Source organism: Paenibacillus sp. LPE1-1-1.1, from assembly GCF_040676435.1.
Classification (GTDB): Bacteria; Bacillota; Bacilli; order Paenibacillales; family Paenibacillaceae; genus Pristimantibacillus.
Genome location: NZ_JBEGHY010000012.1, coordinates 761,192 through 784,425, shown reverse-complemented (window position 1 = coordinate 784,425; position 23,234 = coordinate 761,192). Strand labels below are relative to the sequence as shown.

29 protein-coding genes are annotated in these 23,234 nt (G+C 48.5%); 13 read left to right on the top strand and 16 right to left on the bottom strand.

Features of this window, described 5'->3' with window-relative positions:
- Positions 1 to 25: 25 nt before the first annotated feature.
- A complete protein-coding gene (locus MRBLPE1_RS13980; RefSeq protein WP_364146177.1) occupies positions 26 to 457 on the bottom strand; it encodes a DUF948 domain-containing protein in 432 nt (143 codons plus the stop codon).
- A gap of 198 nt (positions 458 to 655) precedes the next feature.
- Between MRBLPE1_RS13980 and MRBLPE1_RS13975 the strand changes: the two genes are divergently transcribed.
- The gene (locus MRBLPE1_RS13975) at positions 656 to 3,415 is read left to right on the top strand and encodes a response regulator (RefSeq protein ID WP_364146175.1); all 2,760 of its coding nucleotides are present in this window, start codon (positions 656 to 658) and stop codon (positions 3,413 to 3,415) included.
- Positions 3,416 to 3,441: 26 nt separating this feature from the next.
- Positions 3,442 to 4,284 carry a CheR family methyltransferase gene (locus MRBLPE1_RS13970; protein WP_364147296.1) on the top strand — a complete coding sequence of 281 codons (843 nt, stop codon included), beginning with the start codon at positions 3,442 to 3,444 and terminating at the stop codon, positions 4,282 to 4,284.
- An 85-nt stretch (positions 4,285 to 4,369) separates the two neighbouring features.
- Here MRBLPE1_RS13970 and MRBLPE1_RS13965 read toward each other — a convergent pair whose 3' ends face one another.
- The 6 genes from MRBLPE1_RS13965 to MRBLPE1_RS13940 form a co-directional block, all read right to left on the bottom strand.
- Positions 4,370 to 4,807, bottom strand: a complete 438-nt coding sequence (locus tag MRBLPE1_RS13965) for an ATP-binding protein (RefSeq protein ID WP_364146173.1) — start codon at positions 4,805 to 4,807, stop codon at positions 4,370 to 4,372.
- Positions 4,804 to 5,136 (bottom strand): STAS domain-containing protein, encoded by a 333-nt coding sequence (locus MRBLPE1_RS13960; protein ID WP_364146172.1) that lies wholly within the window; start codon positions 5,134 to 5,136, stop codon positions 4,804 to 4,806. The genes MRBLPE1_RS13965 and MRBLPE1_RS13960 overlap by 4 nt, the downstream gene beginning before the upstream one ends.
- A 77-nt stretch (positions 5,137 to 5,213) precedes the next feature.
- Positions 5,214 to 5,828: a hypothetical protein gene (locus MRBLPE1_RS13955; RefSeq protein WP_364146170.1), complete on the bottom strand. Its 615-nt coding sequence runs from the start codon at positions 5,826 to 5,828 to the stop codon at positions 5,214 to 5,216.
- 99 nt (positions 5,829 to 5,927) lie between these two features.
- Complete coding sequence (locus MRBLPE1_RS13950; protein ID WP_364146168.1) at positions 5,928 to 7,067, bottom strand: fused response regulator/phosphatase; 1,140 nt, start codon at positions 7,065 to 7,067, stop codon at positions 5,928 to 5,930.
- Between the two features lie 150 nt (positions 7,068 to 7,217).
- The gene (locus MRBLPE1_RS13945; protein ID WP_364146166.1) at positions 7,218 to 7,616 is read right to left on the bottom strand and encodes a general stress protein; all 399 of its coding nucleotides are present in this window, start codon (positions 7,614 to 7,616) and stop codon (positions 7,218 to 7,220) included.
- 94 nt (positions 7,617 to 7,710) lie between these two features.
- Positions 7,711 to 7,875 carry a DUF1328 domain-containing protein gene (locus tag MRBLPE1_RS13940; RefSeq protein WP_364146165.1) on the bottom strand — a complete coding sequence of 55 codons (165 nt, stop codon included), beginning with the start codon at positions 7,873 to 7,875 and terminating at the stop codon, positions 7,711 to 7,713.
- Positions 7,876 to 8,095: 220 nt separating this feature from the next.
- Between MRBLPE1_RS13940 and MRBLPE1_RS13935 the strand changes: the two genes are divergently transcribed.
- The 6 genes from MRBLPE1_RS13935 (at position 8,096) to MRBLPE1_RS13910 (ending at position 12,272) form a co-directional block, all read left to right on the top strand.
- Positions 8,096 to 8,980, top strand: coding sequence for an alpha/beta fold hydrolase (locus MRBLPE1_RS13935; RefSeq protein ID WP_364146163.1), 885 nt, complete (start codon positions 8,096 to 8,098; stop codon positions 8,978 to 8,980).
- 105 nt (positions 8,981 to 9,085) lie between these two features.
- Positions 9,086 to 9,256 (top strand): hypothetical protein, encoded by a 171-nt coding sequence (locus MRBLPE1_RS13930; RefSeq protein ID WP_364146161.1) that lies wholly within the window; start codon positions 9,086 to 9,088, stop codon positions 9,254 to 9,256.
- 153 nt (positions 9,257 to 9,409) lie between these two features.
- A complete protein-coding gene (locus MRBLPE1_RS13925; protein ID WP_364146159.1) occupies positions 9,410 to 10,087 on the top strand; it encodes a GntR family transcriptional regulator in 678 nt (225 codons plus the stop codon).
- Between the two features lie 20 nt (positions 10,088 to 10,107).
- Entirely contained in the window at positions 10,108 to 11,199 is a 1,092-nt protein-coding gene (uxuA, locus tag MRBLPE1_RS13920; protein WP_364146158.1) for a mannonate dehydratase, read from the top strand.
- Complete coding sequence (locus MRBLPE1_RS13915; protein ID WP_364146157.1) at positions 11,196 to 12,050, top strand: SDR family oxidoreductase; 855 nt, start codon at positions 11,196 to 11,198, stop codon at positions 12,048 to 12,050. Before uxuA ends, MRBLPE1_RS13915 begins: the two co-directional genes overlap by 4 nt.
- Positions 12,051 to 12,137: 87 nt before the next feature.
- Positions 12,138 to 12,272: a DUF6254 family protein gene (locus MRBLPE1_RS13910; protein ID WP_308994118.1), complete on the top strand. Its 135-nt coding sequence runs from the start codon at positions 12,138 to 12,140 to the stop codon at positions 12,270 to 12,272.
- A gap of 107 nt (positions 12,273 to 12,379) precedes the next feature.
- Here the strand turns inward: MRBLPE1_RS13910 and MRBLPE1_RS13905 are convergent, their stop codons facing one another.
- Positions 12,380 to 12,676 carry a 4a-hydroxytetrahydrobiopterin dehydratase gene (locus MRBLPE1_RS13905; RefSeq protein ID WP_364146155.1) on the bottom strand — a complete coding sequence of 99 codons (297 nt, stop codon included), beginning with the start codon at positions 12,674 to 12,676 and terminating at the stop codon, positions 12,380 to 12,382.
- 169 nt (positions 12,677 to 12,845) lie between these two features.
- Between MRBLPE1_RS13905 and MRBLPE1_RS13900 the strand changes: the two genes are divergently transcribed.
- Positions 12,846 to 13,358, top strand: a complete 513-nt coding sequence (locus MRBLPE1_RS13900) for a cupin domain-containing protein (RefSeq protein ID WP_364146154.1) — start codon at positions 12,846 to 12,848, stop codon at positions 13,356 to 13,358.
- 202 nt (positions 13,359 to 13,560) lie between these two features.
- Here MRBLPE1_RS13900 and MRBLPE1_RS13895 read toward each other — a convergent pair whose 3' ends face one another.
- On the bottom strand, positions 13,561 to 14,532 hold the full coding sequence (locus MRBLPE1_RS13895) for an SDR family NAD(P)-dependent oxidoreductase (protein WP_364146152.1): 972 nt from the start codon (positions 14,530 to 14,532) through the stop codon (positions 13,561 to 13,563).
- Positions 14,533 to 14,653: 121 nt separating this feature from the next.
- Positions 14,654 to 15,175, bottom strand: coding sequence for a TetR/AcrR family transcriptional regulator (locus MRBLPE1_RS13890; RefSeq protein ID WP_364146150.1), 522 nt, complete (start codon positions 15,173 to 15,175; stop codon positions 14,654 to 14,656).
- Positions 15,176 to 15,331: 156 nt separating this feature from the next.
- Here MRBLPE1_RS13890 and MRBLPE1_RS13885 point away from each other — a divergent pair, with 156 nt between their 5' ends.
- The 3 genes from MRBLPE1_RS13885 (at position 15,332) to MRBLPE1_RS13875 (ending at position 17,457) form a co-directional block, all read left to right on the top strand.
- Positions 15,332 to 15,874 carry a TraR/DksA C4-type zinc finger protein gene (locus tag MRBLPE1_RS13885; RefSeq protein ID WP_364146148.1) on the top strand — a complete coding sequence of 181 codons (543 nt, stop codon included), beginning with the start codon at positions 15,332 to 15,334 and terminating at the stop codon, positions 15,872 to 15,874.
- 220 nt (positions 15,875 to 16,094) lie between these two features.
- On the top strand, positions 16,095 to 17,114 hold the full coding sequence (locus MRBLPE1_RS13880) for a Leu/Phe/Val dehydrogenase (protein WP_364147294.1): 1,020 nt from the start codon (positions 16,095 to 16,097) through the stop codon (positions 17,112 to 17,114).
- 46 nt (positions 17,115 to 17,160) lie between these two features.
- Positions 17,161 to 17,457 (top strand): winged helix-turn-helix transcriptional regulator, encoded by a 297-nt coding sequence (locus MRBLPE1_RS13875; RefSeq protein WP_364146146.1) that lies wholly within the window; start codon positions 17,161 to 17,163, stop codon positions 17,455 to 17,457.
- On the opposite strand, the gene MRBLPE1_RS13870 is transcribed toward MRBLPE1_RS13875, so the two are convergent.
- A complete protein-coding gene (locus MRBLPE1_RS13870) occupies positions 17,361 to 18,062 on the bottom strand; it encodes a DUF421 domain-containing protein (RefSeq protein WP_364146144.1) in 702 nt (233 codons plus the stop codon). The two genes, MRBLPE1_RS13875 and MRBLPE1_RS13870, sit on opposite strands and share 97 nt — an antisense overlap.
- Positions 18,063 to 18,251: 189 nt before the next feature.
- Here MRBLPE1_RS13870 and MRBLPE1_RS13865 point away from each other — a divergent pair, with 189 nt between their 5' ends.
- Positions 18,252 to 18,554 (top strand): hypothetical protein, encoded by a 303-nt coding sequence (locus tag MRBLPE1_RS13865; protein WP_364146142.1) that lies wholly within the window; start codon positions 18,252 to 18,254, stop codon positions 18,552 to 18,554.
- 91 nt (positions 18,555 to 18,645) lie between these two features.
- Here the strand turns inward: MRBLPE1_RS13865 and MRBLPE1_RS13860 are convergent, their stop codons facing one another.
- From MRBLPE1_RS13860 to MRBLPE1_RS13840, 5 genes are all read right to left on the bottom strand, one after another.
- A complete protein-coding gene (locus MRBLPE1_RS13860; RefSeq protein WP_308998098.1) occupies positions 18,646 to 18,861 on the bottom strand; it encodes a helix-turn-helix transcriptional regulator in 216 nt (71 codons plus the stop codon).
- A 136-nt stretch (positions 18,862 to 18,997) separates the two neighbouring features.
- Positions 18,998 to 20,224 carry a M20 metallopeptidase family protein gene (locus MRBLPE1_RS13855; RefSeq protein WP_364146140.1) on the bottom strand — a complete coding sequence of 409 codons (1,227 nt, stop codon included), beginning with the start codon at positions 20,222 to 20,224 and terminating at the stop codon, positions 18,998 to 19,000.
- A gap of 4 nt (positions 20,225 to 20,228) precedes the next feature.
- A complete protein-coding gene (locus tag MRBLPE1_RS13850) occupies positions 20,229 to 21,563 on the bottom strand; it encodes an LLM class flavin-dependent oxidoreductase (protein ID WP_364146138.1) in 1,335 nt (444 codons plus the stop codon).
- A 561-nt stretch (positions 21,564 to 22,124) separates the two neighbouring features.
- A complete protein-coding gene (locus tag MRBLPE1_RS13845) occupies positions 22,125 to 22,661 on the bottom strand; it encodes a GNAT family N-acetyltransferase (protein ID WP_364146136.1) in 537 nt (178 codons plus the stop codon).
- 47 nt (positions 22,662 to 22,708) lie between these two features.
- Positions 22,709 to 23,203 (bottom strand): DinB family protein, encoded by a 495-nt coding sequence (locus tag MRBLPE1_RS13840; protein ID WP_364146135.1) that lies wholly within the window; start codon positions 23,201 to 23,203, stop codon positions 22,709 to 22,711.
- Positions 23,204 to 23,234 lie beyond the last annotated feature (31 nt).

Sequence of the window (23,234 nt, the reverse complement as noted above, 5' to 3'; positions counted from 1 at the left end):
CTCTCCTGTATGTTCCTATTATAGCTCAAATTTTCTTCACTTTGTTCCATAGCCTAATAGTGGAAATGACGCCGTCATAGACCGTACTGATTAATCCAGGTTCTCTCTCGGGCTTCTTCTTGTTATATCCTTTAATGGTAGCCACCACGCTAGCCGCCGACTCCTTGGCCGCCCCGGTAAAGGAATGCAGCGCATGGCCAAGATCATTAACCGATGCGAATAAAACATCCAAAGAGCTTAGCTTCGTCCGCACATCCAGCGTCATCGCATTCGTATTATGGATGGCCTCTTTCACTTCGACGCTAATTTGCGTTACCTCGGTTCGAAGCGAACCCACCGTTTGACGCATCTCATCCAGCGCGCCTCGCAATACCTTCAACGTTTGAATAAGAGAGTACAATAGAACTAGAAACGCTATCGCTATTACAGCAATACTGATTTGCATTAACAAATCCATTCTCATCACTTCCTCTTTTTTCATAAGTTACCCGCTGCCATTCGATTTGAAACAGGCTGGATGCACCCTGTAATAGTTGGCAGAAAATTGTCCTTTGGACCATTCATGTTATAATAGAGTAATCGATCAAATATGAACATTCATATAAAAGAACATATAAAAGAACATATAAAAGGACCTATAAAAGGAGCTATCAAATTGCATAATATAAGATTAAGTATCCGCTGGAAAATATTAATCGGCTATTTTCTGATCATATGCTGTCTGGGCGCTGCTATCCTTGTCGTCAGCAACCGAATCTCCTCATTGCAGACGGAAATTGAAACAATGACTACCCGAGACATTGAAATCCATAATCTTATCACCACCATTAGATACAATGTAGTCGGCATGGAATCAAGCCAGCGCGGATTTGTTATTACAGGCAACGAGATCTATTTAGAACCGTATAACAGCGGGAAAGCAGAATGGGAAGCCAATTATAATACGCTTTTTCAATATATTGGGAATGATCCTTCTTCGCGCCAAAACCTAGAGGAAGTCAAGATTACCATCCAAAATTGGATAAAAACAGCCGCCGAGCCTACGATTGCAATGCGTAAAGCGAATGATACACAGGGCATTATTGAATATTTCAACGAAGATGAAGGAAAAAACGATATCGATGCCTTACGCACTCAATTAGAAACGATGCGCCAAAATGAAATAACATTGACAAAAAACCATATTTTGGAGTTAAAAAACCGCAATGATATGCTCGTGGTCAGCTTGTATTTCATGCTGATTATCATTTCCGTCGTCGCTTTCATCATCGTAACCTATGTTTCCGGCACGATCGTCAAAACAATCAAAGACGTCGTGAAAACCATTACGGATATCGCATCTACCGGAGGGGATTTATCGACGCGGATTAAAGTAAATACGCGGGATGAGATCAAGGATCTTGCCGATGCCACCAACAGCCTTCTTGACAATGTTAACGATCAATATTGGATACAGCAAAAAGTTGCTGAGATTGCAACGATGAACCAAGGCGTCAATGATATGAAAACGCTGGCGGATTCCTTCCTCGCCAAGCTTGCACCTATGCTGGGTGCGGCATATGGCGTATTTTATATTCGCGAAGGGACCGGGGAGCAGCAAAGACTTGTCAAAACAGCCTCCTATGCCGCTAGTGGGGATACGGCAGGCCGCGAAAGCTTCCGTTTAGGCGAAGGGTTAATCGGCCAAGCCGCAATCGATAAACGTACATTCTTACTGAACACCGCTCCAGAGCATCCGGTAAGCTTGACATCCGGCCTAGGAAAAATAGAGCCGAAAAGCTTTCTCGTTGTTCCTTTTGAATTTGAAGGCAAGGTGGCTGCCGTCGTTGAGTTTGCTTCCGCGGAATCCTTTACTTCCCAGCATTTAAAGCTGCTTGAGCAAATCGAAAGCCATTTTGGCGTAGCGATTAATAACGTCGATGGACGCATGGAAGTCGAAAGATTGCTTAGCGAGTCTCAAGTCTTAACGGAAGAGCTCCAGACGCAAACAGAGGAGCTCCAAACGCAGTCCGAAGAGCTGCAAATGCAGCAAGAGGAAATGCGCATGACTACCGAGCATCTAGAGGAACAGAATCTATTCGCCGAACAGAAGACGAAAGAGCTCGAAAAAGCGAAGGAAGAGCTTGAGAACTATTCCGAGGAGCTTAAAAGAAGCTCGCAGTACAAATCCAATTTTTTGGCCAACATGTCGCATGAGCTCCGGACGCCGTTAAACAGCATCTTGATTCTTTCGCAGATGCTTGCCGAAAATGAAAATAAAACGCTAACTGAAGAAGAAAAAGGTTATGCCGAGGTCATCCATACTTCCGGTAACGATTTATTAGCGCTTATTGATGATATTCTTGATTTATCCAAGGTTGAGGCGGGTAAGGTTATCTTAACGATGGATGAAGTGAATATCAGTGAAATTCCTCAGCATATGCAGCTGCTCTTTAATCCCGTAGCCGAGAATAAGAATATCGCATTCCATGCCCGTTTAAATGCCGATGTTCCTTCATTGCTGTATACGGATGGTCAGCGGCTCCAGCAAATTTTGAAAAATCTTTTGTCCAATGCCTTTAAATTTACGGAAAAAGGATCGGTTACTTTATCTATTCAAAAAGCTGATCCGCAGGACGTTCATAAATATATGCCGGCTCACTTGGATAACGCCGTAGTCGCGATTTCGGTAACCGATACCGGAATAGGCATCCCGTTAAATAAACAACAGCTTATTTTCGAAGCCTTCCAGCAGGTGGACGGCGAAACGAACCGCCAATACGGCGGTACGGGCTTAGGCTTATCCATTTGCAACGAGTTTACCAAGCTGCTGAAAGGGCGCATCATCCTTGAAAGCACGCCTGAGAAGGGAAGCACCTTTACTCTTTTTGTTCCAAGCCTCCCGAATATGGAAAAGGAGCAGCTCGTTGTTCTTAACCAGGAAGTCGCTGCAAGCGCAGAGCCTTTAACGGAAGCTCCTATAACGGTATCAGCGCCCGACGTTATCGATTATAAGGTAACCGACTCTGCTGATTTTGAAGACTCTCTTTTTAAAGGGAAGAAGGTTCTGCTGGTAGAGGACGATTCCCGTAATGTATTTGCACTGGTCAAAGCGCTTGAGAACAAAGGCATCCAAGTGGCTGTCGCGAATAACGGCAAACAATGTATGCAAATAATTGAACGGCAAAAAGATTTCGATCTTGTACTCATGGACATTATGATGCCCATTATGGATGGTTATGAAACCATGAAAGCCATTCGTCAAGACTCGGATACCAAACACACGCCTATTATTGCCCTTACGGCCAAAGCAATGAAGACCGACCGCGAGAAATGCTTGGAGGCCGGTGCTTCCGATTACATTAGCAAGCCGCTAAATATGGATCAGCTCTTCTCGCTTATGCGCGTATGGCTGACAAAGCAGGTGGGGAATTGAGCATACAATTTAATGAGGATGATGGCATGCTCGATGAATTATCGTTTGACGAGCTGGAACGCATAGAGATCGATTTGTTTTTGGATGGCATATACAGGGTCTACGGCTTCGACTTCAGAAACTACCTGCGTTCCTCGCTGCGCAGACGTATCCAGCATCGGATGAATCTCGAAGGACTGACTACGATAACATCGGTGCTGGAGAAGGCGCTGCATGAACCAGGATTTATGGAAAAGCTGCAAAATGATTTTTCGATTAAAGTAACCGAAATGTTCCGTGATCCAAGCTTTTTCGCCTCCTTCCGCACGGAGGTCGTCCCGTTGCTGCGCGACCTTCCCGAAATCCGGATTTGGCATGCAGGCTGCGCGACAGGAGAAGAGGTTTATTCCATGGCCATTCTGATGGCGGAGGAAGGTCTGCTCGGCAAAACTAAGATTTACGCTACAGATATGAACGAGCATGTGATCGAGAGCGCGAAGCTCGGCAAATTTTCGATCAAACGTATGCAGACCTTCACGAAAAACTATCTGCAAGCCGGCGGTACGAAAGAATTTTCCTCTTATTATAAGGCTGATTATGAATATGCATTGTTCCACCCTTACCTTAAAGAAAACATGATGTTTGCGCAGCATAATCTGGCTACGGATCGGTCTTTTAATGAGTTCCACGTCATTTTATGCCGAAACGTTCTCATCTATTTCGATTCGGATCTTCAGCAGCGCGTTCATGATTTGTTTTTTGGAAGCTTGGCGAATCAAGGTTTCTTGGTGCTTGGCAACATGGAATCGATTATCTCCGATCATAAAGAGCAATATGGGGACTTTAACGCTCCTGAACGTATTTTCAGGAAAATAAATAGCAGCAGCTAAAAACGCTGCATCTCGATGGAAACGAAAAAAGGGAAATGACAACATCGTCATTTCCCTTTTTTTATAAACAGAAAACCGAAGCCTTCTAGTGCGCAGCTTCAGTATCCAAATATTTCGTCAGAACGACTTCCGTACCGCTCTCAGATGCGTTAACCTCTACCTCATCCATCAGCGCCTGCATCAAATAAATGCCCAGTCCGCCAACCTTAAGCCCGCTTATGTCAACCTCAGGCAGCGGAGCAGCTTTCTCAATGGCTGCAGGCGGAAGAAATGAAGGGCCGCTGTTCTTCACTTTTATCGTGAGACCAGAATCCTTGGACTCAAACAAAACGTCGATTATATCCTCGCTGGCACCCTGAGCGCCATGGATAACCGCATTATTGCAAGCTTCCGAAACGGCAACCTTCATATCCTCCATTTCTTCATAGGCATAGTTCATTTTTGAGGCGATTCCAAAAAGACAGATTCTGACCATATCGATATAGTCTGCATGGGCCGGTATTTGTAAACGAATGGCATTCATGCTTGAGCCTCTGTCCCTTCTGTTAGATATCTGGAAATACCCGTAAGATCAAACAAGCGTTTGACGGCCGCTGGAATTTCGCGTACGTAAAAAGGCGCCTTAAGCTCATCACGCAGCTTCAGCACCGAAACGATAATGCCGATTCCGGTACTGTCGATATATTTTAATCCTTTGAGATTTAAAACCAAAGCTTTATCCGTACGGTTCATAACCGGTTCTAAAGCAGTCCGCAGCTGCGGCACCATAGACAAATCCAGTTCCCCGCTTACATGAAGAATAAATTGATCTTGTTTCTCTTCCTGGTTCACTTGAAATTGCTCAGCTTTCATTTCATTCACTCCGCTCGCGTTTGTTTAATAAATAGTATCAAGATCCTTCTCATTGTACAAGAAGCACATCCGATTTCCTACATCGAGAAGCTCTGGAAGTAATGAATGGAAGTTAACTTCCCCGTATCCGGATCGATAAAAAGCTTTAACAAAGCTTCCCCTCTTTCAAATACGATACCATCCTCCGTAATATAATCAGGCTGACCCAGCGCTTCTTTTACCGCTTCGACCGTTGCAGCAACCTTATGTCCGTCAATCATCAGAGATTTTGTTCCTTCAGCCAATTCAACGGAAAAAATCATTCCATCGCTAAAGATAACATCCATATTCGGGTATTGGTAAGTTTCCAATTCCTTCAAATATGGATCCTCCGTAATCTTTTCCGGCTTGCCCAGCTTCTTAACTACGCTGCCCGGGTCATCATAGAGGGTAATGCCGTTCACGTTTTGAAGCGTAAAGACTGGTTTTTTCACTTCCGGAACGCTTGCATCTTCTTTTGCATAGGTAACTTCAGTTACGGTTGAAGGAGGCATAGAAGCAGTCACTATTTTGTTGGCTGGTTTGGCAGAAGCTTCGGCCGCCACAGGGCTTGAATCCATCGCAGCGGGTAACGTAGTGGCGACAGGTCCAAGGTCACCCGTAAAAGCGAAGATACTTCCGATCAAACAGCTTATAAAAATAAAATTCTTCATATGGTCTCCCTCCTATGCGGGATAATTCCTTCATTCTCTTGCTTGATAAATATATTTAAACCGCTGCCGAGGATTTGAAACAGGCTGCCTGCATTTATTTTATTTGGTTTCGATCATCACTAAACAGATATCGTCCTTCTGGCTTTCGTTGTCGTGCGCCGAAACAAATCCGCTTACGATTTCAGCATGTTCGGACGGTTCCTCACGGCTCAACCGCTCGATAAGCGAATCAAGGTTAGTATCATCATCCTCGCCGATGGATTCGCTCAACCCGTCCGTATAAAGGAAAATCTTCATATTCCCGTCGTCATACGGAATGAAGCCTTTTTGAATTTCAATCCGATCAAACAATCCGATCGCGCAGCAGCCCTCAGTCAGCAGCGTAAATTGGCCGCCAGAAAGAATTTTGCCAGGGGGATGACCGGCATTGACATATTCAATGACTCGTTTTTTTGTATCCAGCACCAAGTAGATCGCAGTGAAATAATAATTAAGCAGTTCTTCCTTCTTATACAGCTGGTTCATGTACCGGTTGAGCTCATGCATTACGAGGTCCGGCTCCGTTATTCGCGTGATGGTATCCTTAAGAACCGAAGATATATACATACAAACGAGCGATGAAGATATACCATGTCCCATCATATCAAGCAAAATAACGCCGTACCGGTTCTCATCAATGCGGTACCATGCGTAAAAATCGCCCGCAAGCTCAGAGGATGGCTGATAAACCGCGCTTACTGCTATATTGTCATCATTTATTGGCTGGCTTAATACATTCCTTTGAACTTTTTTGGCAAGCTCAAGCTTCGCCTGCATTTGCCTGTCTCTTTCTTTGTGCCAATCAATCTCCTGCTTCAGACGCAAAGAGGAACGAATACGCGCGAGAAGTTCCATCTTGTTGATCGGCTTCATCACATAATCGCTTGCTCCGGCATCCAGCGCTTCCGCCATTTTATTCGAATCGCCGAGCGCGGTAACAAATATAATCGGAACATCCTTGTAACGCTCTACCTGTAAAATCCGTTTGCATGCCTCTAGTCCGTCGATTTCGGGCATCATCATATCCATTAGAATCAAATCCACGTTAGCCTCGGCTGTGCACGTGCTATCAATATCGAGCATGCTGTACAGCTCTATCGCCGATGAAGCGATCTTCAAATCCTCATAACCCTCTTTATTTAAAATTGCTTTAATAATGATCTGGTTTGTCGCGTTATCATCCACGATTATAATACTCATATATAGGCTCCTTTAACTCCATTACCTGCTATCTTTATTGTGATCGTAACAGTAAACAGAGTCAACTTTTAATAGGACAAAGGACCAATAAAAGACCTACCCTCTCGGATAGGTCTTGCATGATCATCTGCGAAGTAGAGGATCCGGCTCTTAAACGACGTAGTGAGGATAATAATATACGGCAGGGTCAAATTCTTCTCCCGAATATTCCCGGCCTCCCCATGCAATGACCAAAATTTTGTCTTGGTCCATCTCGCGTTCAAGACGCTGCGACTCCTGCTCGGAAATACCGAGCGATCTCATCTTCGCACGAAGCTCGTCGCCGTTTGAGCGGAATATATTCGCAATCGCTGATCCGAAGCCTTCTTCCGCAATCCCGATTTTCTCAGCGTCCGTATTATCGACGATCCTTTTCGTCCGATCCTTGTCATGGGTCAGAACAAAAATTTTGTCCTTCGCATACCCTTCCGTTTGGAACTTATAAACCTGCTCTTGAACCTCAACAACATTGTTTACCGTGTGTACCTTTGTATTATCCAGGTTATTCATTGTAATTCCTCCTATTTTCATATTAATTATTGTCTTTCTTCATTAAGCAGCCAGCATGATGCCCAGAAATGGACGCCCGCCTCCTTAAAGGAAGTTAACTGACTCGTCTTCTGCCAACGATGAGAGATACGATAAAGAGTACGATGAATACGACGAATAGAACTTTTGCTATTCCAGCTAGTGCGGATGCAATGCCTAGAAAGCCGAATATGCCTGCAACGATTGCAAAGATGAAAAATAATACTGCCCATCCTAACATTGGAATCACCCTTCCCTTTGAGATACTGTTTTTGTTAACTTGTCATGTTATTAACCAGCCGGCAGCCCTTTGAAACAGCCGATTTATCCGCTTCGCGGTCAAAAGGCCGTCTATTAATGAAGAAATAAAAGCTAACTTTTTTCGGATGTTTCAGAAGCTCTTGAATAGGTTAAGAGACTACACCAAACAAAACGATAATAGAAAAGGCTGGTGAAGATCGATGGAAAAACAACGTATCTACGTTAATGGCATCGATTTGGTCTATGAAGAATGTGGAAGTAGTAACGAAAATGTCGTTGTATTGCTCCACGGCTTTTGCGGCTCATCCCAATACTGGCAAAAAATATGTCCATTGCTTAGCGAAAATTATCGTGTCATTATTCCGAACCTACGGGGTCATGGCGGCTCCACGGCTTCTGAGGGAACATATACGATGGATCTGATGGCGGAGGATATCGCTGCACTCTTGACGGCGCTTCATATCGAGAAGGTTGTTATGTTCGGGCACTCCTTGGGCGGTTACGTAACGGCTGCTTTCGCGGAAAAATACCCGAACAAGCTTGCAGGGTTCGCGCTTATCCATTCCACCGTGCTCCCGGATTCAGAGTTAACGAAAGAGAAACGGCTGGAGGATATTGAAGCTATCCGTGAAAAAGGAATTTCAAAATATCTTTACGGGATTATACCGAATTTGTTTACCGATAAGAAGCTTGGAGAAATGCATAATGAGGTCCATGAGCTCATTAACGTAGGGCAAGAGATGGATGCGTGCGCGGCGATCTCTACCTTGGAAGGAATGATGCAGCGTCCTGACCGAAGCCATGTGCTGGCAGAGGCAAAATTCCCGGTCTTGCTGGTAGCAGGCTCCGAGGATGACGTCATTAAGCCGGATGATACCTTTACGGTGACAAGTCTGGACCAACCGGAAACGACCTACAAATATCCGCATATTCTGGAAACGACATTCGAAGACGTAGCGCATATGAGCCTCGTTGAGGTGTCTGACCAGCTTGCCCGGGTGATGTCCACTTACTTGAAGACCTTGGTAGAGCGCGAGAAAACAAGGGATGAGAAACATACGGAATTGCCGACGGGTCATAAATGATCATTGTGGCTAATCCTGTTTCAATTTCCTTCCAAGCGGGTATATAAGAAGGTGCGGATTCCCCCCTATCCATCCGCACCAAAATAACTGGAGGTGCTAGTTACTATGAACAATACGGAAAATAGTGCGAATACTTCTTATCGAACGGGAGAAATAGTTAAGCATGCTGGCAACTACATTTCTAAATCAGGCAAGGAAAATAAGCTGCAAGAAGGAGAAAAATTCCCTGCTTGTCCTATTAGCGGTAATGAAACAACTTGGAGTGCCGCCAATTAGCGTAAAATAACAAATTCGAACATAATGACGGGCTGCCATGGAAAGTAGGTTATCTACTTCCCGGGCAGCCCTTCTGGTTTTTTTGGAGGGGTACTTCCGCAGGAATACACTTGTATGGTAGTATGGTAGTGTAATGACGAAAGGAATGAGTGTATGGATTTCAATCATCGTCCACAGCCTGCTTCGACAAGAGACGCGGTCTACATCCAGCTCCGTGAACAAATTTTAAAGCTGGAGCTGCCGCCGGGAACGCCGCTTTCGGAAAACGAAACCTCACTATTGTTCAAGGTCAGCCGCACGCCAGTGAGGGAAAGCTTCCTTCGGCTTGCCGGGGAGGGCCTCGTGCAGGTGCTGCCCCAGCGCGGGACGTTCGTTTCGTTAATCGATACCGTTCTCGTTGAGGAAGCAAGATTTATGCGGGAGCAGCTGGAGAAAGCGGTCATTTTGCTCGCTTGCTCTCATTTTCCTGAGCTGGCCATGCAAGCGCTTGAAGAAAATCTCCGTTTGCAGCAGGCTTGCGTTCGCAACAAGGATGATAAAAGCATGTTTGAGCTCGATGAAGCCTTCCACCGTATTTTGTTTGACGGTTGCAGCAAAAGCAATACCTGGTCGATCATGCAGCAGATGAATGCGCATTTGAATCGAAGCCGCATGCTTAGGCTGGTGGATGACCATAACTGGGAGCCTCTCTACGAGCAGCACCGCCAAATGGCAGAAGCGATAAAGCAACGGGATAACGAAACGGCCCAGCAGTTGATGACAGAGCATCTTTCCTTAAATATCACGGACCAGGCTCTTCTAAAGGAAAAATATCCGAATTACTACAAATGATCGCAGGAGGCTCAATGCGCATGAAAATGACGTTTAGATGGTTCGGCGAAGGAAACGACACCGTCCCCCTCAGCTATATAAAACAAATTCCCGGAACCGACGGCATCGTATGGTCGCTTCACGATATACCGGCCGGCGAGGAATGGCCGATGGATCGGATCCTAGAGGTTAAACAGCAAGCCGAACAGGCCGGCTTACATATTGATGTCGTTGAAAGCGTTAACGTTCATGAGGATATCAAACTCGGCTTGCCTTCCCGCGATCAATACATCGAGAATTACAAGCGGACCATCGAGAAGCTCGGCAGCGTCGGCGTCAAAGTCATCTGTTATAACTTCATGCCCGTCTTCGATTGGCTGCGCACCGACTTGCACAAGCCAATGGGCAATGGAGCGACCGCTTTATTTTATGAAAACAGCCGCATTGCAAACGCCGATCCTTTCCAATTGGTCGATGAGATAAATGCGAACTCGGCGCTTACAATGCCGGGCTGGGAGCCCGAGCGGCTGCAGCATTTGACGGGCTTGTTTGAGGCTTACCAAGGGGTTACGGAAGCGCATTTGTGGGAAAACCTGCGCTATTTTCTAAATGAAATCATTCCGGTCGCGGCCCGCAGCGGCATCCGAATGGCAATCCACCCGGATGATCCGCCTTGGCCTGTATTCGGGCTGCCCCGCATCATGACTTGCCAAGAAAATTTCAGAACCTTCTTGAAGCTATATGACAGCCCTTACAATGGCATTACGCTGTGCAGCGGCTCGCTTGGCGCCAATCCAGGCAACGATATCATTGCAATGATTCATGAGTTTGCGGATCGTATTCCGTTCGCCCATATCCGTAACGTGCGCGTTTATGAAAATGGTGATTTTATCGAAACCTCGCACCGTACGCAGGATGGATCGGTCGATATCGCAGGCATCGTAAAGGCTTATCATGATATTGGCTTTACCGGCTACGCAAGACCCGATCACGGACGCCACATCTGGGATGAGCAGTGCAGGCCGGGCTACGGCCTTTACGATCGCGCGCTCGGCATTATGTATTTGTGGGGACTTTGGGATGCTTACCGGCTTGCAGCCGTATTTAACGGAGAACAGGAGGCCCGCTCATGACAGCATTACCGAAACATGAATCAATCGCTGGCAAAGTAGCCGTAATTACGGGCGGCGCAGGCGTATTGTGCCGGGTGATGGCGCTTGAGCTTGCTCGACAAGGCGCCAAGGTAGCTATCCTCAACCGCACGGCTGAGAAAGGGGCGGCCGTTGCCGAAGAAATTAAGGCGGCCGGCGGGACGGCCATTGCCGTGGCTTGCGATGTGACCAACGCGGAAAGCACGAAAGCAGCCGGCGCCGCGGTGCTTGAGCAGCTCGGCCCCTGCGATATTCTGATCAACGGCGCGGGCGGCAACCATCCGAGCGCGAATACTACAAACGAGATCTTTAAGCCTGAGCATCTGCATGCGGAAAATATAACGACGCTGTTTAACTTAAGCGTAGAAGGCTTCAGGAGCGTTATGGATCTAAATTTTATCGGGACGCTCATTCCTACCCAAATCTTTACGGAGCAAATGCTTGAGCGGCAAGGCGCTGTGGTTATTAACATTTCATCGATGAGCGCCCCCTCACCGATGACGAAGGTCCCCGCTTACAGCGCGGCCAAAGCAGCCATCGTCAACTTTACGCAGTGGCTCGCGGTTCATCTAGCGGAATCGGGCATTCGCGTTAACGCGATTGCTCCCGGCTTCTTCTTGACGGAGCAAAACCGCAAGCTGCTCTTGCATGATGACGGCTCGCTGACCGAGCGCTCGGGCAAAATCATCTCCCATACGCCAATGCGCCGCTTCGGCAAGCCGGAGGATTTGCTTGGCGCTTTGCTGTGGCTCGCTGACGAGACGACAGCCGGATTCGTTACCGGGACAACGATACCGGTGGACGGCGGATTTTTAGCGTATTCGGGCGTTTAAGCTAAGCTGTTGTTCAAAATCCCTCCCTCCTTCTGTATGAGAATGGCGGCATTATGCCAACCTACTGTAGGAAAGGAGGGGATCGCTATGACATCATCCAAAAGCCGCCGTGAAAATGCGTGGCATCAGCGCAAGCACACGCAGCAGCCCCATGGCAAAGTGAAATCGCTCGAAGAGCTGAGCCAAGAAGACAACGATACGAAAGCCAAGCAGGATTCATAAGGCTCAGACTGGCAACCTTATAGGTCAAATCTAATTAATTTATTACCAATGAATAAAAGCCTTCGTCCCTTGTCATGCTAGGGATGAAGGCTTTTTCGCGTGGACCTTTATTGGGCTTCGTTACGCTTATAAGCTAGATCAAAGGCGGCAGCGGCTTGAAAATCAAGCTCGGTTAATCCCCCGGATCGCCAGGTCGTCATGCGAAGAGTCACCATTTTATAATCTATAGAAATAAAAGGATGATGGTTTAACCGCTCCGAGGCTTCTGCTACCCCATTCACGAAAAGGATACCTTCCGGAAATGTCGGAAAGCGGTATTTTTTCACAAGCCACTTTCCATCCTCCCGCTTCCAGCCATCGATCTTCGCCAATCCTTGCTCGATTTCCGCCTCCGTAAGCTTCAACGCCTTCACGCCCTCTCTCGTTCAATTACGATTATTATACGATAGTTCGCTGGTTCAATAGGGTATAATGCGGATAAGAATCTGATAGATGCGCTAAAGCGTCTATAAATTTGCCGCGCTAGCGCTTATAAATGCTTGCTGCTAGCGAAATAGGGAGTGAAACAAGGTTATGGATCCGAAGGTTATCACTTATTATTTTGCGGATGATGGCCGTATTCCTAATCATCCGAGCTTGCCGCTTATTCTATACCCGGGTGCCCTCAAGGAGAAATCGGACCGGATCGAGTCTATTTTTAACGAAAACAACTGGCGGAACAGCTGGACCAACGGGGTATTCGATTACCATCATTATCACAGCAACGCCCATGAGGTACTGGGGGTCCAAAGCGGCTCCGCAACGCTCCAAGCAGGCGGCGAACATGGAAAAGCCCTTTCGGTCCAAGCCGGAGATGTCATCGTCCTGCCTGCTGGTACGGGACATAAACATTTGAATGCCAGTCCGGACTTTAAAGTCGTCGGTGCTTATCCGAATGGCATGAATTATAATCTGAGGCGCGGCGAGGCCGGGGAACGGCCTCAGGCGTTAGAAGAGATCGGTAAGGTACCGTTACCGGAAACAGATCCTGTTTACGGCTCTGAGGGTCCGTTAATTGAATTATGGAAGCATAAAGAACGCGACTAAAACGGCGTATTCTCAAGCATTTCGCTGATAACAAGCTATTTCCCCATCCTATTCAGCGGCTTTCTCCTAACGGCTTAAGCCTTCTGAGAAAGCCTCTTCGCATTATAGATCGGGAAGGTTGCCTGAGCGGGTTCCTGTTGCAATTCTCCTTTGTTTTGTAGATTTTACTAACAGCCACAGATTGTGATCAATCAATCAATAACTATCGTTTAACGGATAACTTACTCTCCTGCAATGCCAACATCGTTGACGCAATACCCTCCTGAAACGGGGTCGCGGTGATTGGTCCGATGAAACGTTTGTATTTCTCTCCGCTGAGCGTAAGCGGTTCTTCGGTTAAATAAAGCATCTCGACGACTTCTTTCATGACGGGTATACTCATGCCGAGTATCGACAAGCCTAATTTTTTCAATGGAATGACCGCTTTCACATTACCGCTTGCCGCTTGCGCAATCCGTACGATCTCTCGTCCCGATATAAGCCCAGCCCCCGGTATATTCCAGTTCTGTCCGTAGGCAGAGTCTTTGTCTGCCAATTCAGCTACCATGGCAGCCGCATCCGGCAAATAGATGAATTCACGGGGAACATGCATATTGCCGATGAAAAAAGCCATTTTGCCGGCAGCGATCGCATCTAAGGTAGAACCTAAATACGAAGCTTCATTAGCCGTAGGTCCATAATAATCGGGCAAGCGAGCAATCAAGACCTTAGCCTTGCTCCACTGCTTGCTGAATAACATTCGTTCAAAGTCCAGGCGGACTTTTCCCTTTTTCGTATGGGGCTGCATGGGATGATCCTCTGTGACTAGATTCGCCTGTCTTCTCCCATAAGGATAGATACCGTCAATTGCTACAACTTTTATGGCAAGCCGTTCTGCCGCTTTCATCACCGATTCGCCTAGCGGTATCAGCTTGTTCGCCATCTCATGGTAAGGTACGTTCGCGCAATGGAACAATACGTCCGCGCCGCCTGCCTGAGCTACAATATCGTCAGGACACATCGCATCTCCTACGGCAAGCGTCAAATGCGCGGGATTTCCAAGCTTTCCAGCAAAGTGCTCCAATTTCTGGCGCGAACGTCCAAAAGCAATAGTACGTATCCCCCGTTTAACCAATTCTTCCGTGATCGCCGATCCCGTCCCGCCCGTTGCTCCAATTACAATTGCCATTTCCATATCATCAGCCTCATTTCGTTTATTTGTAATTGATCAATCACTAACTCGAAGTCATCTTATCATTTAGTTATTGATTGGTCAATAACTAATCTTGTTGTGAAGGAGAATTCTTTCGCCTCCCTCACGTTTCTTTTAATTCAGGCATGCCGATGGCTTCCGCGATGTTGCATAACATCCCTCTGGCCAGAAATAACATCGTACTTTGTTCCGGATTCCCGATTTCGGCCTTGCGGAAAGCTTCAAGCACGATTTGACGGACTTCCCGAAATCCATTCCGCATGGTTTCGCGAATAGAATCTTCCTGGATCGTCTGGGCTTGCATCTGAAGAAGAATCTCATTGCGGTGGTCTTCAAGAATTTTCTCGTATGCGATAATCAGGTCCTTCTCCAGCTTCTCTGGTGAAGCGGATTCCACGACTTGGCGGAAGGATTCAATAATGCGCGCCCACGAAACCTCCAGTGCAGTCACAAGCAGCGCTTCTTTTGTAGGGAAAAAACGAAAAATATAAGGCTGCGATATTTTTGCCCGCTCAGCCACCAAAGCTGTAGTTGCCCTGTAATAACCGGTCTCGGCAAACACTTCGATTGCGGCGGATATAATGTCCGATCTGCGGTTAACGGATGTCGTTGCGTCTTTAGCCATGAATGCTGCCTCCTAAATCTTTTGTTATTGATTAATCACTATCGAAGATAGTATATCGAAAAACAAATGGAGTTGCAATTACCCGTTAATGCGGCTGCGTCATTTATGCTCCTTCGTGGTAAGAAGGAGAAAGGAATTGCGAGAGGGGATACAACGATGGCGCAGTTAACCAAAGCACAGCTGAAGGAGTTAAACGAAAGGCTCACTGAGGAAAAGACGGAGCTAACGGCTCATTTTGAAAGCAATAACGATTCCAATAGCGAACTAGACGATTCGCTTGCAATATCTACCGGCGAGCTGTCATCGTACGATAATCATCCGGCCGATCTCGGAACCGAGACGTTCGAGAAAAGCAGGGACATGGCCATTGACGAGACGCTTAGCCAGCAGCTTGATGATGTGAACAACGCCCTAGAGCTGCTGCAAGCAGGCAAATACGGAAAATGCGGCGTCTGCGGCGAGGACATCCCGTTTGAACGGCTTCAGGCGCTTCCAACCGCTGCGCGCTGCATCGAGCATGCCGCCGATACCGGGCTGTCGGATGACCGACCCGTGGAAGAGCAGGTCATGACGCCTCCCCCTGACGGAGTAGCCAACAACGGACAAGAGGATGAAAGCCATTTTGACGAGGCGGACGCTTGGAGCTCCGTTGAGGAATACGGCAATGCTAGCGATACCGTAAAACCCGATGCGAATTAGCATCGGGTTTTTATTTGTTTAGCGGAAGCGCAGAAGCTTTCATTCCTCATGCAACCCTAATACCCTTTCCGTTTGCAGCTTCGATATGAGATACCAAATAATCCTTTGCTTCGCTCAAAAGGAAAACGCGTTCCATGTACCGCGGGGGAGCAGGCTTGAATAGAATAGGAGCAGGAAGCACGGCTCACCCGGCTTCAAAGGAGGAGTTACCTTGGACGTCATGAAACAAAGCTATGAACAGCTTATCTTCCTCCAAGACCGCTCTATCGGTTTCAAAGCAATCATCGCCATACACAATACGAAGCTTGGCCCTGCCCTTGGCGGGTGCCGGATGTGGCAATACACCAGTGACGAAAACGCCGTTCTTGATGCGCTTAGGCTCGCTCAAGGAATGACCTATAAATCTGCCATTTCGGGGCTTCCCTACGGCGGCGGCAAGGCGGTAATTCTCGGCAATCCGAGCCAAGGCCCGCGTGAACTGCTGTTTCGGGCGCTGGGGCAAAAAATTCATGAATTGCAAGGCGCCTACATTACAGGCATGGACCTCGGCACCACGGTCTCCGATATGGATTGGGTCCGGCTCGAGACCTCGTTCGTTACCGATATATCCGGCTCGCTCGGAGCAGTAAGCGAACTGACCGCAAAGATGACTGCCTACGGGGTATATCTTGGAATCAAGGCCTCTCTCAAACGCGCGTACGGCAGCGAAGCGGTTAAGAATAAAATCATTGCCGTTCAAGGCTTAGGAAAAGTAGGCTATCAGCTCTGCCGCTTTTTGAAGCAGGACGGAGCCCAGCTCGTTGTTACGGATATTAACCCCAAGCTGCTGAAAAAAGCCGTCGATGATTTTGGAGCAAGCGCGCGCAAGCCGCATGACATTATTTCGGTGCCGTGCGATGTATTCTCTCCTTGCGCATTAGGCGGCATTTTGAATGATGATACGATCGGACAGCTTAACTGCAGCATCATTGCAGGGGCAGCCAACAACCAATTGGCGGAAAGCCGGCATGGCGAGATGATACATGGGCTGGGTATTTTATACGCGCCCGATTATGTTATCAACGCAGGCGGCATTATCGTCACTTCCGTGGAGCTGGACGGCGGAGATGCTGCGGCTGCGCAATGGAAAACGGAAAAAATCAGCGATACGTTGACGAAAGTATTCAGCATGGCGGATGCGCAAGGCATCTCGACAGCGGAAGCCGCCGATGAAATAGCTGAGCAGCTGATCGGGAGCTGATAGCATCCGATTATTCCTTTAACCGCTGCATTAGGATAATGCTTCCATGAAAGCCCACACAGAATGTCCACGCAAAATAAGAGCCCAACTCCCCGCGGAGTCGAGCCCTTTCTTTTTCATGCAAATAAAGCCGGTATTGCTTGTCCCACGCGAGGTGTTTCGCCTGGCACCTCCGAAGGTGGAGTATTCGCTCACGCCGATTGGGGACAAGCTTATCCCCGTGCTGCAGCTTTTCGCGGACAAGCTTTATTTCTTTTTATGTTCCTTAACGAATCGGGGGGCTGCCCTCAGCCCCCCTTCTGTTGTCCATTCGGCAAATGCGACCGATCGAATATCGGAATAACCGAGCGCTTCCAGCTCCTGGCGCAGCCACGGCTCATCGCGATTGATTGCGGCAAGCCCTTCAGGCTGCGGAATACCGTCTTCGATCAGACTGCTCGGCAAATGGACGGGAGACGGATCGAGATCGAGATCGCTGCGCTGCACGGCCTCAAACGTCGGTTTTTTTAGGATGCTGAGCGCCCCATTCGTTTCATAAACGGCATAAGCCACCTCGCTGACCGAGAAAACATCGCGCTGCCGAAGCATCATGCGCAGCTCGTCAAATGCAATGCTGTTGCGGCGCAGCGCGTCCGTATCAATTTCGCCATGGATAATTAGAAGCTCCGGTTTGCCTTCGAGCTTTCTTCGAAAAGGTTTGCTGAACTCCATTATTTTTTCAAATAAATACGAAAGCCCTGCCCAAAACGCCATGGCGGTAATGAGCATCCATATCGAAACCTGACCATCATATATCGTATTGCCGACAAGCTCGCTTAATATGAGCGAAGATATGAAATCAAAGGGCGAGAGCTGGGAGATTTCCCTTTTGCCAAGCAGTCGCGTTAAACACCAGAGCCCGGCAAATGCAATAAACAGCTTAATGAATATGGACAAATAATCTGCCATCTCGGTTCCTTCTTCCGTGTTTTATCTATGAATACCCTTCTTTCGATCATTGCTAACTTTGTTTAGCATTTTCTATTAGAAACGTAAAAAAGGCATTTGTAACTCCTGAAAGAGCCGATACATAGTAAACTAGCTGCTCATATAAATAGAGGAACCAGTCTTTTACTATGAAGGGACGCTGAGGCTTCTATGAGCTGCTGCATCGGACGGATCACGATCGAAAATAACCAAGGCACTATTATTTTTGGCAATGTTAAATCCGTAGTTGTCAATACCGCTGCTGAATCTCAAAGCGAATCATCAAGCAGCACGGCTGCCAACTCAGGTTCCGATGCGGCCGCAAATGCAGGAAACGCAGGAGATTCCCCCGATGCTGCTGCGTTAAACAATAAACGGTCAAAAAATCCGAACCAAGATAAACGTGGCGATTTCGCGGTCGAAGCCTATCGGTATTTAAATCGCAGAAAGCGCAGACGTAGGCGTAAACGTTAGCGTTTGTGATTTGTACGGCAGCCCAACGTTTAGAACACCTTCCAATATACAAAGGAGCTCCCTTGGCGTTAGCGCTAAGGAAGCTCCTTTTTCAAGTGATTGCATGCAGCTCATACAGGCTGTTGACATTACACCCCACCGTATCGGCTATTGCGATCGCTGCCTTTAACGGCATAATGCGCTTGTTGTCGATATAATCGACAATCCGCTCAGGTCTGATGCGCAGTGTCGCCGCAAGCTGCTCCTTCGACATCCCGCATTCCGCCAAGCGCTGCTCAAGCAGGCAGCTGCCAAGCTCAATTCTCATCGGACGGCACCCTCCATTAATTGGACGTACACATCCAGTTTAACCAAGCGGGCTTCTCTATACCCTCGGTTCGAAGCTCAAAAACCGCCGCTGGACATTGACTAAAACGTCAGTATGCCTACACAGCGCAGGTTGTCTATCCATTTCGTTCAGCCGCTAGAGAATCAGCCGCAAGCTGTACAAAAAGCTTCGCCCCAAGTACGAGCGCACTCTCGTCCAGCTCGAACCTCGGATGATGCAGCGGGTGAATGATTCCTTTTTCTTGATTGCCGATACCTATAAGAACCATGGCTCCGGGTGCATAGTCGAGATAATAGCTGAAGTCCTCGCCGGCTAGGCTGGGCGTATCCAGCACGCGGGAGCGGTCTTTGCCAGCCGCCTTATTCCCGGCATGCTGAACCAGTTCTACCGCTTTTGGATGATTGATTAGCGCCTTTCCCATACGGAACCTAACCTCATACTCGCCGCCAAACCGTTCAGCGCAAGCAACAGCACAGTTTTCAATGATGCCGCGGATACGTTCAACCGTATGCGGCTCGAATGCACGATAAGTACCCTCAACCTCGCCTGCTTCCGCTATGGCATTAATTACTGTTCCGGCCTGCAGCCTGCCAAATGCGAAGGCAACGGGCTCGAACGGATTCACGGCGCTCGCCACTGCGGCTCGCGACTCCGTTACAAAATGTGCGGTCATCAACAGGGCATCGGCTGCTAAATGCTGTGCCCCATGATGACCTGACCGTCCTCGGAACGAAACTCGAAAATGCGTGGAGGCTGCCATTGCATAATGGCGGTGAACGGCAACCTGTCCGGCCGGAAGCTCCGGCCATACATGGAACGCAAAAGCGGCGGACACACCGTCCGCCGCCCCGCTCTCGACCAGATCACGGCCGCCGCTTAACAATCTGCCGTCTAACGGACTTTCAGCCGCGCCTTCCTCCGCAGGCTGAAAGATGAATCTCACCGTGCCGGCGAGCTGCTCACGTTGACGGCTTAAGCCGTAAGCGGCGGCCAGCAGCATCGTCATGTGAGCGTCATGGCCGCAGGCATGCATAACTCCATCGATAGTCGATCGATAGTCGACCTCGTTTTGCTCATAAATAGGCAGTGCATCCATATCTGCCCGAAGCAAAACCGTCTTCCCGGGCAAGCCGCCCCGCAGTATGCCTATAACGCCTTTTCCAAAATGCTTCCCGACGTTACGCTGAACCTCCAGCCCATATTGCTCTAAAAGCTCAGCTACTCGTTCCGAGGTCCGATCTACGTCATACATCAGTTCAGGCTGGCGATGGAATGCCCTTCGAAGCAATTTCCATTCCTGCTCACGTTCCTCCAGCAGCGTATAAATCGGACTCGTATCCATTCGATTAGCTGTTTACTTTCTCTTTTTCTTTGGTATAGCGGTTTGTCGGAATCGGCAAGCCTAAATTGCCGCGCAGCGTATCGGATTCATAATCGGTACGGTAAATTCCGCGTTCCTGGAGGATCGGAACGACCAGTTCCACAAAATCATTCAAGCCGCTTGGAATGGACGAATGGATAATGAAGCCGTCCGCGGCGCCTTCTTCATGCCACTGCTGAATGAGATCGGCCACCTTTTCCGGCGTGCCGACAAACTGTCCGCGAGGCGTAGCGGATTGAAGCGCAACCTGGCGAAGCGTCAAATTTTGCTCCTTGGCCGTTTTTTTAATTTTATCCGTACCGCTGCGGAAGCTGTTATGCCCAAGGTCCCCAAGTTCAGGGAACGGCTCGTCAAGCGGGTACTGCGAGAAGTCATGGTGCTCGAAGAAACGTCCCAAATAATTCAGCGCGTTCTCGATCGTGACAAGCCCGGCAAGCTCTTGATACTTGCGCTCCGCTTCCTCTTCCGTACGTCCGATAATCGGCCCAATGCCGGGCAGGATGACAATATCGTCAGCCGAACGGCCTTCCGCAACCGCGCGGTCCTTCACGTCCTTGTAAAAAGCTTTCGCATCCTCGATGTTTTCATGACCAGTGAAGACGGCATCTGCTGCTTTGCCTGCCAGCTTCTTGCCGCTCTCCGAGGAGCCCGCTTGGAAAATAACCGGATGCCCCTGCTTCGAACGCGCGATATTAAGCGGACCTTGCACAGAGAAATACTCGCCTTTATGGTCAAGACGGTGCAGCTTGGAAGGATCGAAGAATACGCCCGACTCTTTGTCTCTTACAAAAGCATCGTCCTCCCATGAATCCCATAATCCGCGCGTCACCTCGAGGTACTCCTCCGCAATTTTATAGCGCTCGTCATGCGTGGGGTGATCCGTTTTGCTGAAATTGCTTGCCGAGCCTTCCAGCGGGGACGTAACCACGTTCCAACCTGCCCGGCCGCCGCTAATATGGTCCAGCGAACCAAACTGCCTCGCTACCGTAAACGGTTCGCTGTAAGAGCTTGACAGCGTTCCAACGAGCCCTATTTTGGAGGTGACAGCAGCCAGTGCGGACAATATCGTAATCGGTTCAAAGCGATTTAAGAAATGAGGAATCGATTTTTCGTTAATGTAGAGACCGTCGGCAATAAATACAAGATCAAACTTGCCCGCTTCCGCTGTCTGCGCCTGCTGGGTATAGAACTGGAAATTAACGCTCGCATCGGCCGGCACTTCCGGATGCCGCCACGCCGATACATTGCCTCCTACGCCATGAATCAATGCGCCAAACTTAATTTGTTTGCGATTCGCCATTATAAACAACCTCCCGATTTTCATTGGTTTATAACCCGACTTATTTCTAAAAGACTAATCTCATAACAGCCGTTTTAACAGAAGCAAAATCACTCCCGCCTATTGCGAGCACACCTTACCGTGTACTTTCTGCAACAGAATGTACCGCAAACCTGTCCAAACGAGTCTACACTGTACTTTGTACAGCAGAATGAGACTCCTAGGCTGCAAAGCGGACCTTATGATGCTTTTCTACTGCATTAACTGCAGTGCAGCCGGACTAAACGTTCCCCAGGCAGGTTTCTAATGTATAAAGTGCAATATAGCCAGTTAATCCTTCACCCATTTGAGGTTCTTCAGCTGCAAAAGCTTTATAGAGCTAGCTGAGCTCCTATCGAGATGCGAATTCTGCTGCATTGGCCTCTCTTTGAGCTAGCTGGACTCCTATCAAAATGCGAATTCTGCTGCATAAGCCTCTCTTTGAGCTAGCTGGACTCCTATCGAGATTCGACTCCTTCTGCATAAGCTCCTTATAGCTAGCTGAGCTCCTATAGAGATGCCGCTCCTGCCGCCTGCCCTTCGCTATTGCGCTTGCAGCAAAGGCGCTTCCTTCAACTGGAGCCGGTAGCTCTTCACGAGCGTTTCCCCGTTTATCAAATCCTTGTCGAACGCACGTTCAAAGCCCAGCCGCTCATACAGCCGAACAGCCGAATCCATCATATCTGAGGTATGGAGATGCAGCGTATCCGCGCCCCAATCTCTTGCCAGCTTGGCGCTTGCGCGAATAAGCTCAGTCGCGACGCCGAAGCCGCGCGCTTTCTTCGATACGGCAAGCAGGCGAATGATCGGCGATTGAATATCCAGCTCGGGCCGGCCGTAAGCCGCCTCCGAGGAATCGAACAGGAATACGCTCCCGACGACCTCCCCATTCAGCACCGCGACCAGCCGCGCCTTTGTGGCTGCGCCATCAACGGCCTCAAGGATGCTTTCTTTATACTGTATCCAAGCCGGCTCGGGAAGCTCCAGCTCATACTGCCCATAAGCATTGAGCAGCACATTACGGGTTGCCTCGCGATCCGTCAGCTCTGCTCCCCGTATAACCACTGCATTTTCCGGCATGCATCATCACCCGCTCTTTCTGAAAATTGTAACAGACGCTTTAATGGCTAAATGGCGCAGCTGGAATTAAGGGAGCCTAATTCGCCCTGCTTAATCCTGCGGATTTGTGCCAAGTGAACTTGAACATGGGCGACAAAAGCCGATACGATCGCAGCTATTGCTACAGCCTCGCCTTTAAAGTTAATGCCTGCTTTGTTCCATTCCTCATCCGTCAGACGATTAAACAACAGGCTATTATATTGAACGAGCGCTCTTGCGGCAATCAGAATATCCTGCGCGTCGCCCTCGTTTGCCTTCTGGCCCGATACCCAGGCATCCTGGTTGAATAACGGCAATTTCACTTCGGATCCAGCCAATATTTCCCGAACGCGGAAGGATACCACGATACTGTGATCCACGAGATGCGCGAGGACCTCCGTTATGCTCCAGGATTCAGGTGCAGCCTTCCATTTCAGCTGTACATCAGTTAATCCCTCAATTTCTTGCTCGATTTGATCGTACGCTTGCAAATACGCTTGCACATCGACAGTGGACTGGCTCATGTAAGCTCCTCCTTCAGAATGGGGTCAATTA

Excerpts from the sequence above, each read along its gene's own strand:
- MRBLPE1_RS13980 (WP_364146177.1), bottom strand. The coding sequence starts at position 457 with ATGGATTTGTTAATGCAAATCAGTATTGCTGTAATAGCGATAGCGTTT.
- MRBLPE1_RS13970 (WP_364147296.1), top strand. The coding sequence starts at position 3,442 with ATGCTCGATGAATTATCGTTTGACGAGCTGGAACGCATAGAGATCGAT.
- MRBLPE1_RS13965 (WP_364146173.1), bottom strand. The coding sequence starts at position 4,807 with ATGAATGCCATTCGTTTACAAATACCGGCCCATGCAGACTATATCGAT.
- MRBLPE1_RS13960 (WP_364146172.1), bottom strand. The coding sequence starts at position 5,136 with ATGAAAGCTGAGCAATTTCAAGTGAACCAGGAAGAGAAACAAGATCAA.
- MRBLPE1_RS13955 (WP_364146170.1), bottom strand. The coding sequence starts at position 5,828 with ATGAAGAATTTTATTTTTATAAGCTGTTTGATCGGAAGTATCTTCGCT.
- MRBLPE1_RS13950 (WP_364146168.1), bottom strand. The coding sequence starts at position 7,067 with ATGAGTATTATAATCGTGGATGATAACGCGACAAACCAGATCATTATT.
- MRBLPE1_RS13945 (WP_364146166.1), bottom strand. The coding sequence starts at position 7,616 with ATGAATAACCTGGATAATACAAAGGTACACACGGTAAACAATGTTGTT.
- MRBLPE1_RS13940 (WP_364146165.1), bottom strand. The coding sequence starts at position 7,875 with ATGTTAGGATGGGCAGTATTATTTTTCATCTTTGCAATCGTTGCAGGC.
- MRBLPE1_RS13935 (WP_364146163.1), top strand. The coding sequence starts at position 8,096 with ATGGAAAAACAACGTATCTACGTTAATGGCATCGATTTGGTCTATGAA.
- MRBLPE1_RS13930 (WP_364146161.1), top strand. The coding sequence starts at position 9,086 with ATGAACAATACGGAAAATAGTGCGAATACTTCTTATCGAACGGGAGAA.
- MRBLPE1_RS13925 (WP_364146159.1), top strand. The coding sequence starts at position 9,410 with ATGGATTTCAATCATCGTCCACAGCCTGCTTCGACAAGAGACGCGGTC.
- uxuA (WP_364146158.1), top strand. The coding sequence starts at position 10,108 with ATGAAAATGACGTTTAGATGGTTCGGCGAAGGAAACGACACCGTCCCC.
- MRBLPE1_RS13915 (WP_364146157.1), top strand. The coding sequence starts at position 11,196 with ATGACAGCATTACCGAAACATGAATCAATCGCTGGCAAAGTAGCCGTA.
- MRBLPE1_RS13910 (WP_308994118.1), top strand. The coding sequence starts at position 12,138 with ATGACATCATCCAAAAGCCGCCGTGAAAATGCGTGGCATCAGCGCAAG.
- MRBLPE1_RS13900 (WP_364146154.1), top strand. The coding sequence starts at position 12,846 with ATGGATCCGAAGGTTATCACTTATTATTTTGCGGATGATGGCCGTATT.
- MRBLPE1_RS13895 (WP_364146152.1), bottom strand. The coding sequence starts at position 14,532 with ATGGAAATGGCAATTGTAATTGGAGCAACGGGCGGGACGGGATCGGCG.
- MRBLPE1_RS13890 (WP_364146150.1), bottom strand. The coding sequence starts at position 15,175 with ATGGCTAAAGACGCAACGACATCCGTTAACCGCAGATCGGACATTATA.
- MRBLPE1_RS13885 (WP_364146148.1), top strand. The coding sequence starts at position 15,332 with ATGGCGCAGTTAACCAAAGCACAGCTGAAGGAGTTAAACGAAAGGCTC.
- MRBLPE1_RS13880 (WP_364147294.1), top strand. The coding sequence starts at position 16,095 with ATGAAACAAAGCTATGAACAGCTTATCTTCCTCCAAGACCGCTCTATC.
- MRBLPE1_RS13875 (WP_364146146.1), top strand. The coding sequence starts at position 17,161 with ATGAAAGCCCACACAGAATGTCCACGCAAAATAAGAGCCCAACTCCCC.
- MRBLPE1_RS13870 (WP_364146144.1), bottom strand. The coding sequence starts at position 18,062 with ATGGCAGATTATTTGTCCATATTCATTAAGCTGTTTATTGCATTTGCC.
- MRBLPE1_RS13865 (WP_364146142.1), top strand. The coding sequence starts at position 18,252 with ATGAGCTGCTGCATCGGACGGATCACGATCGAAAATAACCAAGGCACT.
- MRBLPE1_RS13860 (WP_308998098.1), bottom strand. The coding sequence starts at position 18,861 with ATGAGAATTGAGCTTGGCAGCTGCCTGCTTGAGCAGCGCTTGGCGGAA.
- MRBLPE1_RS13855 (WP_364146140.1), bottom strand. The coding sequence starts at position 20,224 with ATGGATACGAGTCCGATTTATACGCTGCTGGAGGAACGTGAGCAGGAA.
- MRBLPE1_RS13850 (WP_364146138.1), bottom strand. The coding sequence starts at position 21,563 with ATGGCGAATCGCAAACAAATTAAGTTTGGCGCATTGATTCATGGCGTA.
- MRBLPE1_RS13845 (WP_364146136.1), bottom strand. The coding sequence starts at position 22,661 with ATGCCGGAAAATGCAGTGGTTATACGGGGAGCAGAGCTGACGGATCGC.
- MRBLPE1_RS13840 (WP_364146135.1), bottom strand. The coding sequence starts at position 23,203 with ATGAGCCAGTCCACTGTCGATGTGCAAGCGTATTTGCAAGCGTACGAT.